The 15,057-nt window shown below is 69.7% G+C and carries 8 protein-coding genes and 1 pseudogene; 4 read left to right on the top strand and 5 right to left on the bottom strand.

Features of this window, described 5'->3' with window-relative positions:
- Window positions 1–1,442 (bottom strand): excinuclease ABC subunit UvrC (gene uvrC, locus JGS39_RS28320; protein WP_219572439.1); only part of this gene is annotated, 1,442 nt, incomplete at its 3' end.
- A gap of 697 nt (window positions 1,443–2,139) precedes the next feature.
- Between uvrC and JGS39_RS28315 the strand changes: the two genes are divergently transcribed.
- Together JGS39_RS28315 and JGS39_RS28310 are read left to right on the top strand one after the other, a co-directional pair.
- Window positions 2,140–6,000 (top strand): S8 family serine peptidase, encoded by a 3,861-nt coding sequence (locus JGS39_RS28315; RefSeq protein ID WP_219572438.1) that lies wholly within the window; start codon window positions 2,140–2,142, stop codon window positions 5,998–6,000.
- 234 nt (window positions 6,001–6,234) lie between these two features.
- Window positions 6,235–7,251 carry a helix-turn-helix domain-containing protein gene (locus JGS39_RS28310; protein ID WP_219572437.1) on the top strand — a complete coding sequence of 339 codons (1,017 nt, stop codon included), beginning with the start codon at window positions 6,235–6,237 and terminating at the stop codon, window positions 7,249–7,251.
- 172 nt (window positions 7,252–7,423) lie between these two features.
- Here the strand turns inward: JGS39_RS28310 and JGS39_RS28305 are convergent, their stop codons facing one another.
- Complete coding sequence (locus JGS39_RS28305) at window positions 7,424–7,852, bottom strand: Rieske (2Fe-2S) protein (protein ID WP_219572436.1); 429 nt, start codon at window positions 7,850–7,852, stop codon at window positions 7,424–7,426.
- Window positions 7,853–8,096: 244 nt separating this feature from the next.
- Entirely contained in the window at window positions 8,097–11,144 is a 3,048-nt protein-coding gene (uvrA, locus tag JGS39_RS28300; RefSeq protein WP_219572435.1) for an excinuclease ABC subunit UvrA, read from the bottom strand.
- A 175-nt stretch (window positions 11,145–11,319) separates the two neighbouring features.
- Between uvrA and JGS39_RS28295 the strand changes: the two genes are divergently transcribed.
- Both JGS39_RS28295 and JGS39_RS28290 read left to right on the top strand, forming a co-directional pair.
- A complete protein-coding gene (locus JGS39_RS28295) occupies window positions 11,320–12,009 on the top strand; it encodes a maleylpyruvate isomerase family mycothiol-dependent enzyme (RefSeq protein WP_219572434.1) in 690 nt (229 codons plus the stop codon).
- A gap of 10 nt (window positions 12,010–12,019) precedes the next feature.
- Window positions 12,020–12,676, top strand: a complete 657-nt coding sequence (locus tag JGS39_RS28290; protein ID WP_219572433.1) for an MBL fold metallo-hydrolase — start codon at window positions 12,020–12,022, stop codon at window positions 12,674–12,676.
- A gap of 54 nt (window positions 12,677–12,730) precedes the next feature.
- Here the strand turns inward: JGS39_RS28290 and JGS39_RS28285 are convergent, their stop codons facing one another.
- Together JGS39_RS28285 and JGS39_RS28280 are read right to left on the bottom strand one after the other, a co-directional pair.
- Window positions 12,731–13,744, bottom strand: a complete 1,014-nt coding sequence (locus tag JGS39_RS28285) for a TerC family protein (RefSeq protein WP_219572432.1) — start codon at window positions 13,742–13,744, stop codon at window positions 12,731–12,733.
- Between the two features lie 261 nt (window positions 13,745–14,005).
- Window positions 14,006–15,057, bottom strand: a pseudogene (locus JGS39_RS28280) (TerD family protein); the annotation flags it as partial.

Raw genomic sequence — 15,057 nt, 5'->3', positions numbered from 1 at the left:
GGGCCGGTGGGGGCGGGGCCCTCCTCCCACTCCCCCGTGCGTTCCTTCTCCTGGAGGTAGCGCCGGAAGCGCCGGCTGATCACCTCGTGCATCGAGCGGACGTCGTCCTGTCCCTCGAAGCCCTTGATCTGGAAGCGGCGGTACTCCCCCTTGCGGGCCAGGCCGTCCTCGAAGACCACCATCGACGCCACCACGTCGTCGCCCTGGAGATGCGAGATGTCGAAGCACTCGATGCGCAGCGGGGCCGTGTCGAGGCCGAGCGCCTCGGCGATCTCCTCCAGGGCCCGGGACCGGGTGGTCAGGTCGGAGGCGCGCTTGGTCTTGTGCAGTCCGAGGGCCTGCTGGGCGTTGCGCTGGACCGTCGCCATCAGGTCCTTCTTGTCCCCGCGCTGCGGGATGCGCAGGCTGACCTGGGAGCCCCGGCGGCCGGCCAGCCACTGGGAGACCGCCTCGGGGTCCTCGGGAAGGGCCGGGACGAGGACCTCCTTGGGGACGGAGTCGCCGGTCTCCTCGCCGTACAGCTGTTGCAGGGCGTGCTCGACGAGGCCCGAGGTGTCGACGTTCTCCACCTTGTCGGTGACCCAGCCGCGCTGGCCGCGCACCCGGCCGCCGCGGACGTGGAAGATCTGGACCGCGGCCTCCAGCTCGTCCTCCGCGACCGCGATCAGGTCCGCGTCGGTGGCGTCGGCGAGGACGACGGCGCTCTTCTCCATGGCACGCTTGAGCGCCTCCACGTCGTCGCGCAGGCGGGCCGCGCGCTCGTACTCCATCTCCTCGGCCGCCGCCATCATGTCCTTCTCCAGGCGGCGGATGTACGTGCCGGTGCGGCCGGCCATGAAGTCGCAGAAGTCGTCCGCCAGTTCCCGGTGCTCCTCGGGGGTGACCCGGCCGACACAGGGGGCCGAGCACTTGCCGATGTAGCCGAGGAGGCAGGGGCGGCCGGACCTGGCGGCGTTCTTGAAGACGCCCGCGGAGCAGGTCCTCACCGGGAAGACCCGGAGCATCAGGTCGACCGTCTCGCGGATCGCCCAGGCGTGCCCGTACGGACCGAAGTAACGCACGCCCTTCTTCTTGGCACCGCGCATGACCTGAACGCGCGGGAACTCCTCGTTGAGCGTGACCGCGAGGTACGGATAGCTCTTGTCGTCGCGGTACTTGACGTTGAACCGGGGGTCGAACTCCTTGATCCAGGAGTACTCGAGCTGGAGCGCCTCGACCTCCGTGGACACGACGGTCCACTCCACGGACGCGGCGGTGGTCACCATCGTGCGCGTACGCGGATGGAGACCGGACAGGTCCTGGAAGTAGTTGGCCAGGCGCTGGCGCAGGCTCTTCGCCTTTCCGACGTAGATCACCCGGCGGTGTTCGTCGCGGAATTTGTAGACCCCCGGGGAGTCGGGGATCTGTCCCGGCTTGGGGCGGTAGCTGGAGGGGTCTGCCATGGCTCCCACCCTACTGGCGGGCAGTGACAGCACGCTGTCGCGCGTGGCTCTCCTGGTCAGCCGCGTGCACGCGTTACCGGGCGGTCGCCGCGCCCCGCGGCGGCTGCGCAGGATCGTGGCACCGCGGAGGGCGAGGGCGCCCGCGGTTGCGCCGCCGGAGGCCACGCTCCGGGGGTTCCTCCGGGGACGGCCGACGCGATGTCCGGTCCGGACCGCGCGGGGACGGACCCGGACCGTCCTCGGCCTGCTCCTCTCCGGAACTCCCGCGGCCGCCGGCGCGCTCCGCCCGGGTGACGGGATCCGGGCGACTGTGACGCGGAGTGCACCTGCAGCACTTCCTCTCCTTCGATCCGTCTCCGACGGTCCCTGACCGTCCGGGCACCGGCGCTGTCCTCCCGGCCGGACCCGCACATGCTCGGCGCCCCCGGTGCCGGTGCACGGTCCACGTGTCGGCACGCCTCCGCCGTGCAGGGTGGCGGCCCTTCACGTAGCGGGGTCCGGCATGCGAACGAACGCGCGTGGCGACTAGGCGCCATCTGACGCACAGCCGCCACGGCGCATCTGGTTCTCGTGCGCTGCGTGCAACTAGGTTCCGGCGTGCGCGGCATCGTCCGGACGTTCGGTTGGTTCACTGTGGTGTGACCGAGCACCAGTTCCCCTGACGCGCACGCCTGTTGAGCCTGTGTAAGGAGTCCTGATGCGTACAACCCGCGAGAGACGACGGCGTACCGCTGCCGTTGGTGCGGTGGCAGCGGCGGTCGTCCTGTCTCTGACAAGCCTGCCCGGCGCGGCAGCAGCCGTGCCGCAGTCGACCGGCCCGAGCGCCTCGGGCGCACCGTCCACCCAGCAGAAGGGGTCCACCACCTCCACGGTGACCCTGGTCACCGGGGACAAGGTCGCGCTGACGACCGGGCCGGACGGCAAGCAGTCGGTGAACATCCTCTCCGGTACCGGAACGTCCAAGACGTTCCAGACCTCCGGCGGAAAGAACGGCGACCTGTACGTCTACCCCGAGGACGCCATGGCCGCCCTCGCCTCCAGCACGGTGGACGGCGAGCTGTTCAACGTCAGCCGGATGATCAGGGACGGCTACGGCGACGCGAAGACCGACGAGGTCCCCGCCATCGTCGACTTCCAGGGGAAGCCGACCGCCGCTGCCCTGAAGCAGAGGACCGAGGACCTGCCGGGCAGCGACAGCGAGCGGGTCATGCCCCGGCTGGGGCTGTCTGCGGTGCGCGTCGACAAGCACCGTGCGAAGGGCTTCTGGCAGGCCGTCAAGCCCACCCGCTCGCTCGCCAGGGGCGCCGGTCCGGCGGTCACGCCAGGCACCGCCGGGGTGAGCAAGCTGTGGTACGACGGCAAGGCGCAGGTCTCACTGGACAAGAGCGTGCCGCAGATCGGCGCCCCGGAGGCATGGGCCAAGGGGTACGACGGCAAGGACGTGAAGGTGGCCGTGCTGGACACCGGTGCCGACCTGAACAACGCCGACATCAAGTCCGAGATCGTCCAGAGCCAGAGCTTCATCAGCGGCCAGACGGCCCAGGACGGTCACGGTCACGGCACCCACGTCGCGTCCACCATCGCGGGCAGCGGCGCCAACTCGGGCGGCAAGTACAAGGGCGTCGCCCCCGGCGCCGACCTGCTGATCGGCAAGGTGCTCGACAACGGCGGGCACGGCGCGGACTCCGGCATCCTGGCCGGTATGGAGTGGGCGGTCGAGCAGGGCGCCGACGTCGTCAGCATGAGCCTCGGCGGCACCGACTCACCGGGTGAGGACCCGCTGACCAACGCGGTCAACTCGCTCAGCGCGTCCTCGGACACCCTGTTCGTCATCGCGGCCGGCAACAGTGGCCCGGGCGAGAGCACCCTGGGCACCCCCGGCGCCGCCGACGCGGCCCTGACCGTCGGCGCCGTCGACAAGTCCGACGCGCTCGCCGACTTCTCCAGCCGCGGCCCGCGCCTCGGCGACATGGCGATCAAGCCGGAGATCACCGCCCCGGGCGTGGACATCGTCGCCGCCCGCGCGGCCGGCACCACCATGGGCGCTCCCGTGGACGCCAACTACACCTCGGCCAGCGGCACCTCGATGGCCACCCCGCACGTGGCCGGCTCCGCCGCGATCCTCAAGCAGCGCCACCCCGACTGGACCGGGCAGCGCATCAAGGAGGCACTGACCGCGCACGCCAAGTCCGCTGCCGACCAGACCGTCTACCAGCAGGGTTACGGCCGGGTCGACATCCCCGCCGCGCTCGACCCGTCGCTGGAGCTGTCCGGTACGGCTGACTTCCGCGTGATCCCGTGGCAGAAGGGTACGTACCCCACCCGCAGCCGCACCCTGACGCTGCGCAACGGCGCAGCCACCGACACCGTGGTGACCGTGACGGCCGCCGCCAAGGACGCGAGCGGAACCGCGGTCCCGTCCGGCACGCTGTCGCTGTCGGGAGCGGGCCTTTCCGACGGCCGGGTCACCGTCCCGGCCGGCGGCACTGCCGAGGTCACCGTCACGCTCGACAACAACGGCCTGAAGACCGGCCAGTACGGCGGATCCTTCACCGCCACCTCCGACAGCGGCGAGTCGGTGCACGCCGCGCTCGGCTTCGTCACCTCCGTCGAGCAGCACGATGTGACGCTGAAGGTCACCGACCGATTCGGCAAGGCCCCCAAGGCGTTGAAGTTTGTCCTGCACGGGATGGACAACCACGTCTGGCAGGACCAGACCCTGTACGCCAACGGCACCACCACCCTGTCGGTGCCGCTCGGCAAGTACTCCATCGAGGGCTCGCTCTACTCGGCGGACCCCGCCGGGGGTGCGATCTCCTACGCGGCCGACCTGTTCAGCGTGCCGAACATCGAGGTGAGTGACCGGGACCAGACCTTCACCGTCGACGGCACCACCGCCACCGACCTCAGCGTGAACATCAAGGGTGAGAAGCGGCCCCTGGAGAACGGCCAGGTGACCACGTTCGTCTTCCGTGACCCCGGCACCGCAGGCGGTTACTCGAGCTTCGCCGGCATCGGCAACCTGCTCAACCTCGCCGACACCAGGCAAGGTGCCATCCCCAGTGCCGGCGCCACCACCGGCGCGCTGCGCCTGGAAACGTCCCTGGCCCGGCGCGAACCGCTGGTCCAGCTGGAGGTGACAGGCCCCGGGCACGTGACCATCCCGCTGAAGTCCTCGGTGAACGCGAAGCGCTTCGAGGGCACCAAGCGCACCGAGCTGGTCGACCTGGGCGCCGGCACCGAGAAGGACTTCGCCGCTGCCGACGTCAAGGGCAAGACCGTTCTGATCTCCGTGGCCGATGTCACCGAGGCCGACGACCAGGCCGCCAGGGCCGCCGCCGCCGGAGCCGTCGCGATGATCGTGGCCCCTGCCGTTCCCGGGCCGAGCGGAAGCGGCGTCCCCGCCGGCCAGACCATCCCGGTCGCCCACGCCACGTACGACAACGCCGCAACCCTCAGGACTTTGCTGGCCAAGGACAAGGTCCGGATCGCCCTTAAGGGCGTCCTGGAGCCGGGCTACAACTACAACCCTCACTTCACCGACGACCGGATCCCCGCCGACCTGGCCAAGACCATCGACGTCAAGGACTTCGCCAAGGTCACCAATACGTTCCACTCCGACGGCGCCCGGCGCCTGGGCTCCGAGAACATGAACATCTGGGGCCCCCTGCAGGTGACCACGGGCTCCGTCGGCCAGCCCCTCTACCAGGGCACCACCCGCGACGACTACTTCCTCGCGGGCACCGGGGTGACGTACCAGCCGAGCGTGTCGGCCGACTTCAACTCCTCGACCTGGCAGATGGCCGCCCTTCGCGGCACCTACCTCACCCCGGGCAAGTCCTACACCCGGAGCTGGTTCGACGCGCCGATGCGCCTGTCCCAGTACGAGTTCGGGCCGTGTTCCTTCTGCCGCGCCGACGTCTGGCAGAAGCTGCCCGGCAGCACCGGCGCCGACAACGATCCCACCCACACCCTGTCGGGCCTGACCGGGACCTGGAGCTACTACCTCAACGGACAGCAGATATCCGGCTTCGGCCAGCTGGCGCAGGAGAAGGCGGACTACCGGTACGTCCTCGACCAGAAGCTGGCCAAGGACGTCCCCGGCGTCGAGCTCGGCAAGCAGGTCCGCACCGAGTGGAACTTCAGCCAGGCGGCACCGACCACCATGGCCATCAAGGACTGCGACACGGCGTTCATTCCCACGCCCAAGGTCTGTGAGTCCATGCCCGTGCTCCTGCTCGACTACGACCTGCCGCTGAACGTGCTCAACCAGGCACGGGCCGGGCTGCCGTACACCTTCACCGTGAACGCGGGACGCCCAAAGGGCTGGGCCGGCTCCACCGCGGTCGCCGGCGCCAAGGTCTCCGTCTCCTACGACGACGGCGCCACCTGGAAGTCCGCCGCGATGCTGCGCAAGGACACCAACTCCTTCCAGGCTCTGCTGTGGCACCCCAAGCTGGCCGACACCAACGGCTTCGTGACCCTCAGGACCGAGGCCTGGGACTCCGCGGGCAGCCGCACCGTCCAGACCATCACCCGGGCCTACGCCCTCAAGTGAGGTCCTGAACCAGAAGTCCGTCGGACAGTACCCGGCGCCCGGCACAGGGGTGAGAAATTCCCTGCGCCGGGCGCCCTGCCTGCGTAAACGGGTCGTATTGTCATCGCGTTCACGGATGCACGAACGCGCCGCACATGCCGCCCGCCCGGGTGGAACGAGGCGCCCCGAACACGCTGCGACGCCATGTCATCCGGGCGGACGGGCCTTTCGGGAGCCTTTGAGGGGGATACACAGATGCTGGAGACGCTCGGGTTGAGCAACGCCGAGTCGCAGGTGTACCAACTGCTCGTCCGCGCCGGACGGGCTGATGCGGACCGGATCCACTACCACCTCAGCCTCAGCGCCGGGCATGCGGCCGAGGCCGTCGACGGACTCGTCGAGAAGGGGCTGGTGACCGTCACCGACGAGTTGCCGGCACAGCTGATTCCGTCCCCGCCGGACATAGCGGGGGAGGTACTGCTGATGGCGCGTATGAATGAGCTGAAGACAGCCCGGGGTGCCCTGGACCGGCTCGCCGGGGAGTACCACAGAGCACCCCGCACCGAGGGCACGGAGGGCATGGCCGAGGTCACCTCCGAGGCGGAGGTGGCTCTGCGCTACCAGCAGATCCAGCGCACGGCGCGCCAGGAGGTCGTGCGGTTCGACGCCCCGCCGTACCTGGTGTCCGAGCCCGTCAACGGGGTCGAGCTCGAGCGGCTGGCGGCGGGGGTGACGTACCGGACGGTCTACGACCGGATGGCCCTGGAGCGCGACGGGGCGCAGAAGGAGATCCGCCAGTACACCGAAGCGGGAGAGCGCGCCCGGGTCCTTCACCATGTGCCGGTCAAGATGATCATCGTCGACGGGTCCACGGCTCTCCTCGCCGTTCGCACCGGCGCGTCGCGAAGACAGACGGTCGTTCACATCTACGCGGGCCCGCTCCTGGACGCGTTGGTCGCTCTGTTCGAGATGGCGTGGGAGTCCGCGCTGCCACTGCACCCCACGGCCGATCAGTCGCGGTGCGACCTCGCCGGCGAGGACATCGAGCTGCTGACCCTGCTGCTCGCCGGACTGACCGACCTCGGCATCGCCCGACAGCTGCGGATCGGACGACGGACCGTGCAGCGCCGGGTGAGGGAGCTGATGGACCGGGCCGCCGCCTCCAGCCGGATCGAGCTGGGCTGGCGGGCTGCCCGCCTGGGGTGGATCGTCGGGCCGGGGGATCAGGTCACGCCGCCGGAGTCACTGCCGGAGACACACACGCGCCGGTAGCCACGCTGAACGCCCGCCGACCGCACCGCTGCGTCCCCGTCGCGAAACGGAGCCGCTGCGGGCCGCTCTCACGCCGGCCGGCCGGCCCGGCGATCCGGTGGAGCAGGGCGTCGTCCTGGTCCGGCCGGCATCGACGGGGGCCGGGCATGAGGCGGACCTCAGGGCGGCCGGGTCAGGCGTCGGGGCCCGCGATGAGCTTTCCGCCTTCGACCTTGACCGGGACAGAGGGCAGCGGCACGGTCGCGGGACCGTGCACGGCCTTGCCGGTCGTGGTGTCGAAGAGGCTGCCGTGGCAGGGGCAGTGCCCCTCGTTCTTCTCGACCTTGTCCAGCAGGCAGCCCGCGTGGGTGCACTGGGCGCTGAACGCCTTGTACTGGCCCTTGGCCGGGCAGCTGACGATGACGCGCTGCTCACGGTAGAGCTTGGACTCACCGACCGGGATCTCGTCGGGAGCGCCGAGCTCGACGGGTGCGGTCGGGGTCGGCGTCTCGGCGTGCCCGAGCTTCGACTCGGTCGAGCAGGCGGCCACTCCCAGCCCGGCGACGCCCGCGAGAGCGGCGCCCTTGAGCACAGTGCGGCGGGCGGTGGGCTGGCCGGACATGCGGTCTCCACGGGTCAGAGGGGCAGAGGATGCCAGGGCGGCCCGGCACGCCCGAGGCGGCAGGACAGCGGTGACGTAACCGACGATACCGGCGGAGAAGAATGCCTCCGCGCGCGGGCCGGTCGAGCGCGGTCGTGCCTGGTCAGCGCCTATCCAGGGTGCTGCGAAGCTCGCAAGGGGCGGGACGCGACGAGGTGGCGGCCTCCTCAGGACGACCGCCACCTCGCACCGCGTGATCCCGGTGTCAGGCCTTGCGCGCGCGGGTCGCCTTCTTGGCCGCGGGCTTCTTCGCCGCTGCCGTCCCGGTGGACTTCGCCGTGGCCTTCTTGGCCGGGGTCTTCGCCGTCGCCGTCTTCCGCGCGGGGGCGGACTTCGCGGCCACCGCCGTCTTCGCGGCCGTCTTCCGCACCGGCTTGCGCGCCGCGGGTACGGACGCCTCGCTGACCCGGTCCGCGTCCAGAATGCCCTGGAGGAACTTCCCGGTGTGGCTGGCGGGGACGCCCGCCACGAACTCCGGGGTGCCCTCGGCGATGACCAGACCGCCGCCGTTGCCCCCCTCGGGTCCCATGTCGATGACCCAGTCGGCCGTCTTGATGACATCGAGGTTGTGCTCGATGACGATCACCGAGTTGCCCTTGTCGACCAGGCCGGAGAGCACCTTGATCAGCTTGGAGATGTCCTCGAAGTGCAGACCGGTGGTCGGCTCGTCCAGGACGTAGACCGTGCGTCCGGTGGAGCGCTTCTGGAGCTCGCTGGCGAGCTTCACCCGCTGCGCCTCACCGCCGGAGAGTGTCGGCGCGGACTGGCCGAGCCTGACGTATCCGAGACCGACCTCGTTGAGCGTCCGCAGGTGACGCGCGATGGTCGGGACGGCCTCGAAGAACTCCAGGCCCTCCTCGATCGGCATGTCCAGCACCTCGGCAATGGACTTGCCCTTGTAGTGGACCTCCAGGGTCTCCCGGTTGTAGCGCGCTCCGTGGCAGACCTCGCACGGGACGTACACGTCGGGCAGGAAGTTCATCTCGATCTTGATGGTGCCGTCGCCGGAGCAGTTCTCGCAGCGGCCGCCCTTCACATTGAAGGAGAACCGGCCCGGCAGATAGCCGCGGACCTTGGCCTCCATCGTCTCCGCGAACAGCCGGCGGACGTGGTCGAAGACGCCCGTGTACGTCGCCGGGTTGGACCGGGGTGTCCGGCCGATGGGCGACTGGTCGACGTGCACCACCTTGTCGACGAGGTCGTCCCCGTCGACCCGGGTGTGCCGGCCGGGCACCGACTTGGCGCCGTTCAGCTCGCGGGCCAGGTGGGTGTAGAGGATGTCGTTGACCAGGGTCGACTTCCCGGAGCCGGAGACGCCGGTCACGGCGGTCAGCACGCCGAGCGGGAAGGCGACGTCGATGTCCTGGAGGTTGTTCTCCCGGGCGCCGTGGACCGTGAGCAGGCGCGAGGGGTCGACGGGACGCCGGATCTCGGGCATCGCGATCGACCTCTTGCCGGTCAGGTACTGACCGGTGATCGACTTGTCGTTGGCCAGCAGCTCCTTGAGCGATCCGGAGTGGACCACCTTGCCGCCGTGCTCGCCGGCGCCGGGGCCGATGTCGACGACCCAGTCGGCGACCTTGATCGTGTCCTCGTCGTGCTCGACGACGATGAGCGTGTTGCCCATGTCGCGGAGCCGGACCAGGGTCTCGATCAGCCGGTGGTTGTCGCGCTGGTGCAGCCCGATGGACGGCTCGTCCAGCACGTACAGCACGCCGACCAGGCCGGAACCGATCTGGGTGGCGAGCCGGATGCGCTGGGCCTCGCCGCCGGACAGGGTGCCCGCCGCGCGGTTCAGCGAGAGGTAGTCCAAGCCGACGTCGACCAGGAACTTCAGCCGCTCGTTGACCTCCTTGAGCACCCGCTCGGCGATCTTCTTGTCGCGGGCGTTCAGCTTCATGCGGCCGAGGAACTCGGCGCACTCGCTGATCGACATCGCGGCGACCTGGGCGATGGACTTCTCCATCACCGTGACCGCGAGGACGATCGGCTTGAGCCGGGTGCCCTCACAGGTCGGGCAGGGCACCTCGCGCATATAGCCCTCGAAGCGTTCCCGGCTGGAGTCGCTCTCCGCCTCGGAGTGCCGCCTCTTGACGAACTGCACCGCGCCTTCGAAGGAGGGCGTGGTGTAGGCGCGCTCGCGCCCGTACCGGTTGCGGTAGCGGACCTCGGTCTGGATCTTGTGACCGAAGAGCAGGGCCTTCTTGGCACGCTGCGGGAGCCCGGCCCAGGGGATGTCCGTACGGAATCCGAGGGCTTCGGCCAGGGCGTTGATCTGGCGGCCGAAGTACTCCTTGGTGTGGCCGTGCGACCAGGGGTGGATCGCGCCCTCGTCGAGGGACTTCTCCTCGTCCGGGACGATCAGCTCCGGGTCGACCTCCATCCGCGTGCCGATGCCCGTGCAGTCGGGGCAGGCGCCGAAGGGGGAGTTGAAGGAGAAGGAGCGCGGCTCCAGCTCCTCGAAGGAGAGGTCGTCGTACGGGCAGTAGAGGTGCTCGGAGTACATCCGCTCACGCTCGGGGTCGTCCTCGGGGAGGTCGACGAAGTCGAGCACGACCATGCCGCCGGAGAGGCCCAGCGCGGTCTCGACCGAGTCGGTCAGCCGGCGCTTGGCGCTGTCCTTCACCGTGAGGCGGTCGATGACCACCTCGATGGTGTGCTTCTCCTGCTTCTTGAGCGTGGGCGGCTCGGAGAGCTGGATGGTCGCGCCGTCGACCCTGGCCCTGCTGTATCCCTTGGTCTGCAGGTCTGCGAAGAGGTCGACGAACTCACCCTTGCGCTCGCGGACGAGCGGCGAGAGCACCTGGAAGCGGCTGCCCTCGGGCAGGCCGAGGACCTTGTCCACGATGGCCTGCGGCGACTGGCGCGAAATGGGACGGCCGCACTCGGGACAGTGCGGCTTGCCGATCCTGGCGAAGAGCAGCCGGAGGTAGTCGTAGACCTCGGTGATCGTGCCGACCGTCGAGCGCGGGTTGCGCGAGGTCGACTTCTGGTCGATGGAGACGGCGGGCGACAGGCCCTCGATGAAGTCGACGTCCGGCTTGTCCATCTGACCGAGGAACTGCCGGGCGTACGAGGAGAGGGACTCCACGTAGCGCCGCTGGCCCTCGGCGAAGATCGTGTCGAACGCGAGCGACGACTTGCCCGACCCGGAGAGCCCGGTGAAGACGATGAGGGAGTCGCGGGGGAGGTCGAGCGAGACGTTCTTGAGGTTGTGCTCGCGAGCGCCACGGACGATGAGACGGTCGGCCACGCCGGTCCGCACCTTTCTAGAGAGAAGCGGGGGAACTGAGCCCCTGCTCCAGGGTATGGGGGGTGCCACAGCGATGTACGAAGCTTTCGACTCCGAGCGTATAGCACGCGCATTCGATTTACGGACGGCTGATGACTCCTTCACCCGAATGAGTGGCCGACGCTAGGCTCGGCCCATGACTGATCATGCGCACGACCTGGCCGCACTGCGGGAAGCGACCGACCGACTGCTCAGCGCCACGGAGAAACTGGACGACGCGGCACTCGCCGAACCGTCGCGCCTCCCCGGCTGGAGCCGGGGTCATGTCGTCGCGCACCTCTCACGTAACGCCGACGCACTGGTAAATGTTCTCCAGGGCCGGCCCATGTACGCAGACAGCGAAACCCGTGACGGTGACATCGAGCGCGACGCGCCCCGGCCGCAGGCGGAGCAGCTCGCCGACCTGGCCTCGAGCGCGGACCGCTTCGTGGCGGCAGCCTCGGCCCCCGCCGACTGGTCGCGCACCGTCACGCTGCGCAACGGTGTGACGGACCCGGCTTCCCGGATCCCCTTCCGCCGTCGCGGCGAGGTCGAGCTGCACCACGTCGACCTGGGGGTCGGCTATGAGCTGGAGGACCTGCCGGACGATTTCATCGCCCGCGAGATCGACTTCCTGGCCGAGCGCTTCGGCCGGCACCCTGCGGTCGTGTCGACGGGCGTGGCCGACGACCGGGGCCGGTTCTGGACGACCGGTGGCGGCGCGGAGGGCGGACCCGTCGGCGTCCGCGGTACGGCTCCCGAGCTGCTCGGCTGGCTCAGCGGGCGGCGCGACGGGTCCGCCCTGACCGTCGAAGGCGGAACCCTTCCCGCGCTGCCCCCGCTATAGGCTGAGAGGCATGACGTACAGCGGAACGGTCAAGGTCGGCGGGCGCGCGGACGTACACGAGTTGACGGATCTGATGATCTCCAAGGTCGCCGTCGGCCCGATGAACAACAACGCCTATCTACTGCGCTGCCGGGCGACCGGCGAACAGCTCCTGATCGACGCGGCCAACGAGGCCGGGACCCTGCTGACGCTGATCGGTGAGGACTCGATCGCCTCGGTCGTCACCACGCACCGGCACGGCGACCACTGGCAGGCGCTGGGCGAGGTGGTCGCGGCCACCGGTGCGCGTACGTATGCCGGGCGGTTCGACGCCGAGGGGATCCCGGTCCCGACCGATGTGCTCGTCGAGGACGGCGACACCATCGGGGTCGGGCAGGTCGCACTGACCGCCCGCCATCTGACCGGCCACACCCCGGGCTCGATCGCACTCGTCTACGACGACCCGCACGGCGCTCCGCATCTGTTCACCGGGGACTGCCTCTTCCCGGGCGGGGTCGGCAACACGTTCGACGACCCCGAGGCGTTCGTGAGCCTGCTGCACGACGTGGAGACCAAGCTCTTCGACGCACTGCCCGACGAGACCTGGGTCTACCCCGGACACGGGCACGACACCACACTCGGCGACGAGCGCCCGCGACTGCCCGAATGGCGCGCGCGGGGCTGGTGACGACGACGGGGGGTGTGGGCGCGCGATCCGCGCGCCCACACCCCCCGTCTCCGCTCAGGCGTCTATGCCGGCGCCCTTGCCCGCGGGATCCGCGGCCTTCTCCGCCTCCGCGGCGGCGTCCGCCTTGGCCTGCTTCTTGTTGGCGATCAGGCTGGTGATGGTGGTGATCACCAGCACCCCGCAGATGACGCCGAGCGAGACCGGGATGGAGATCTCGGGGACGTGCACCCCGGACTCGTGCAGCGCGTGCAGGACCAGCTTGACGCCGATGAAGCCGAGGATGACCGACAGCCCGTAGCTGAGGTGGACCAGCTTCTTGAGCAGGCCGCCGATCAGGAAGTACAGCTGCCGCAGCCCCATCAACGCGAAGGCGTTGGCGGTGAACACGATGTACGGGTCCTGGGTCAGGCCGAAGATCGCGGGGATGGAGTCCAGCGCGAACAGCACGTCGGTGGTGCCGATGGCGAGCATGACGACCATCAGAGGGGTCAGGACGCGCTTGCCGTTGACCCGGATGAAGAGCTTGGTGCCGTGGTACCGGTCGGCGACACCGAAGCGGCGCTCGATGGTCTTGAGCAGGCGGTTCTCCTCGAACTCGTCCTCCTCCTCGTCGGCCCGCGCCTCCTGGATGAGCTTCCAGGCGGTGTAGATCAGGAACGCGCCGAAGATGTAGAAGACCCACGAGAAGTTGGCGATGACCGCGGCACCGGCGGCGATGAAGATCGCCCTGAGAACCAGCGCGATCATCACTCCTACGAGCAGCACCCGCTGCTGGAGGTGGGAGGGCACCGAGAACTTCGCCATGATCAGCACGAAGACGAAGAGGTTGTCGACGCTCAGCGACTTCTCGGTGATGTAGCCGGCGAAGAACTCGCCCGAGGCCTGGGTCTCACCGAAGGCGAGCAGCCCGAGCCCGAAGAGTACGGCCAGCGCGATCCAGACGATCGTCCAGATTCCGGCTTCCTTGGTCGACACGTCATGAGGCTTGCGCCCGATGAAGAAGTCGACGGCGATGAGGGCGCACAGACCAAGAATGGTCAGCGCCCAGAGGGTCCATGAAACGTCCACTGCGCCTCCGGCAGTTCGCTACGGCTACTGATCAGCGTCGTCGCTGCCGGAGGTCTCTTCCACCCGGGCGCACGGGATGCGCGCTGGGCCGGCGCCCCGGGACCGGTCACAGTCCGTACTGACGGGCACGCCGCGATCGGGAGTACTCCCCTCCGCCCAATGAACAGTACAGGGAACACCAAGGAAAGGTAAAGAGAAGGGTAAAGATGCTCCAAAACGCCAGGTGGGAGCGGGTATGAACGATCGGGCCAGATCGGCGGTTCAGCGATGTCCGGTGCGGCGCGCGGCTGCCACGCGTTCCAGAACCTCCTCCAGAACACGGCTGCCGGGCGGGGTCGCGGGCGGCTCGTACGTCCATGCGTGACCGACCCAGGGGTCGGCCAGATGGTCGTCGGCGACCGGGGTGACGCGGAGCAGCGACCGCCACAGGGGGTCGAGCACCGGACCGTACGCCGAGGCGTCCTCCCGGTCCGCGACCATCATGAGATGCACGCCGACGGCGGGCCCCTCATCGGCGAGATAGCGCAGCTGGGTGACCGCACGGTCGTCGAAGCCGTGCGGGAAGTCGTTGACGATCAGCAGCTGCTCGGCCGGGTCCAGGTCGGGCGGGAGCGAATCGGCGGCTCCGGCCCTGATGGCCATCTGCACGAGGTCGACGCGCCGGGTGAGGTGGGCGAGGACGGAGGACACTCCCCCGGGGCCGTACGCGGGCGGACTCGCGAGCACCCCGGCAGCGACCAGCGGGGCCAGCGCCGTGGCGGCGGAGCCCGCCGGGTCGATGACATGGACCGAGAACTCGTTCGGCGGGTAGACGGCGAGCATCCGCGCCGCGTGCAGGACGGCGCTCTCCATGGCCAGCCGGCGCAGCTGGTCGGTGCCGGTCAGCGCGGCGGCCTCGGACGCCGTGCGTCCGCTGTCGATCCACATGCCGCGCTCCAGCGGCAGCCGGACGAGCAGCGGAATACTCATCCCGCTGCTCTCCGGCAGGTGGAGGTCACCGATCCGCAGGGCCATCGGGATCTCCATCGGGACGCGGTAGGCGTGCCAGACGGGGTTGTCCCAGCCCGCGTACGCGGCGGGCAGCGCGGGCTCCACCACGGCGGCCTCGGCGGTCAGCTGGGCGAGGTCGCGGTCCAGTGCCTCGCGGGCCCGGCCGGTCAGCTCGTCGCGCTTGGCCCGGGCCTGCTCACGGGCCCGGTCGCCCGCGCCGCCGATCCGGCTGCGCGGGTCGGACAGGGTCCGCTCCAGTTCCTGATCCATCCGGGATTCGGCGAAGTCGACGGCGCTGCGGTACGCGGCTGTGGCCCGGGCCA

This window comes from Streptomyces poriferorum (genome assembly GCF_019399235.1).
Lineage (GTDB): Bacteria > Actinomycetota > Actinomycetes > Streptomycetales > Streptomycetaceae > Streptomyces > Streptomyces poriferorum.
This window is presented reverse-complemented; position numbering and strand designations above follow the sequence as displayed.

What these genes read in the sequence shown, in the direction of transcription:
- JGS39_RS28315 (WP_219572438.1), top strand. Translation starts at nt 2,140, where the DNA reads ATGCGTACAACCCGCGAGAGACGACGGCGTACCGCTGCCGTTGGTGCG.
- JGS39_RS28310 (WP_219572437.1), top strand. Translation starts at nt 6,235, where the DNA reads ATGCTGGAGACGCTCGGGTTGAGCAACGCCGAGTCGCAGGTGTACCAA.
- JGS39_RS28305 (WP_219572436.1), bottom strand. Translation starts at nt 7,852, where the DNA reads ATGTCCGGCCAGCCCACCGCCCGCCGCACTGTGCTCAAGGGCGCCGCT.
- JGS39_RS28295 (WP_219572434.1), top strand. Translation starts at nt 11,320, where the DNA reads ATGACTGATCATGCGCACGACCTGGCCGCACTGCGGGAAGCGACCGAC.
- JGS39_RS28290 (WP_219572433.1), top strand. Translation starts at nt 12,020, where the DNA reads ATGACGTACAGCGGAACGGTCAAGGTCGGCGGGCGCGCGGACGTACAC.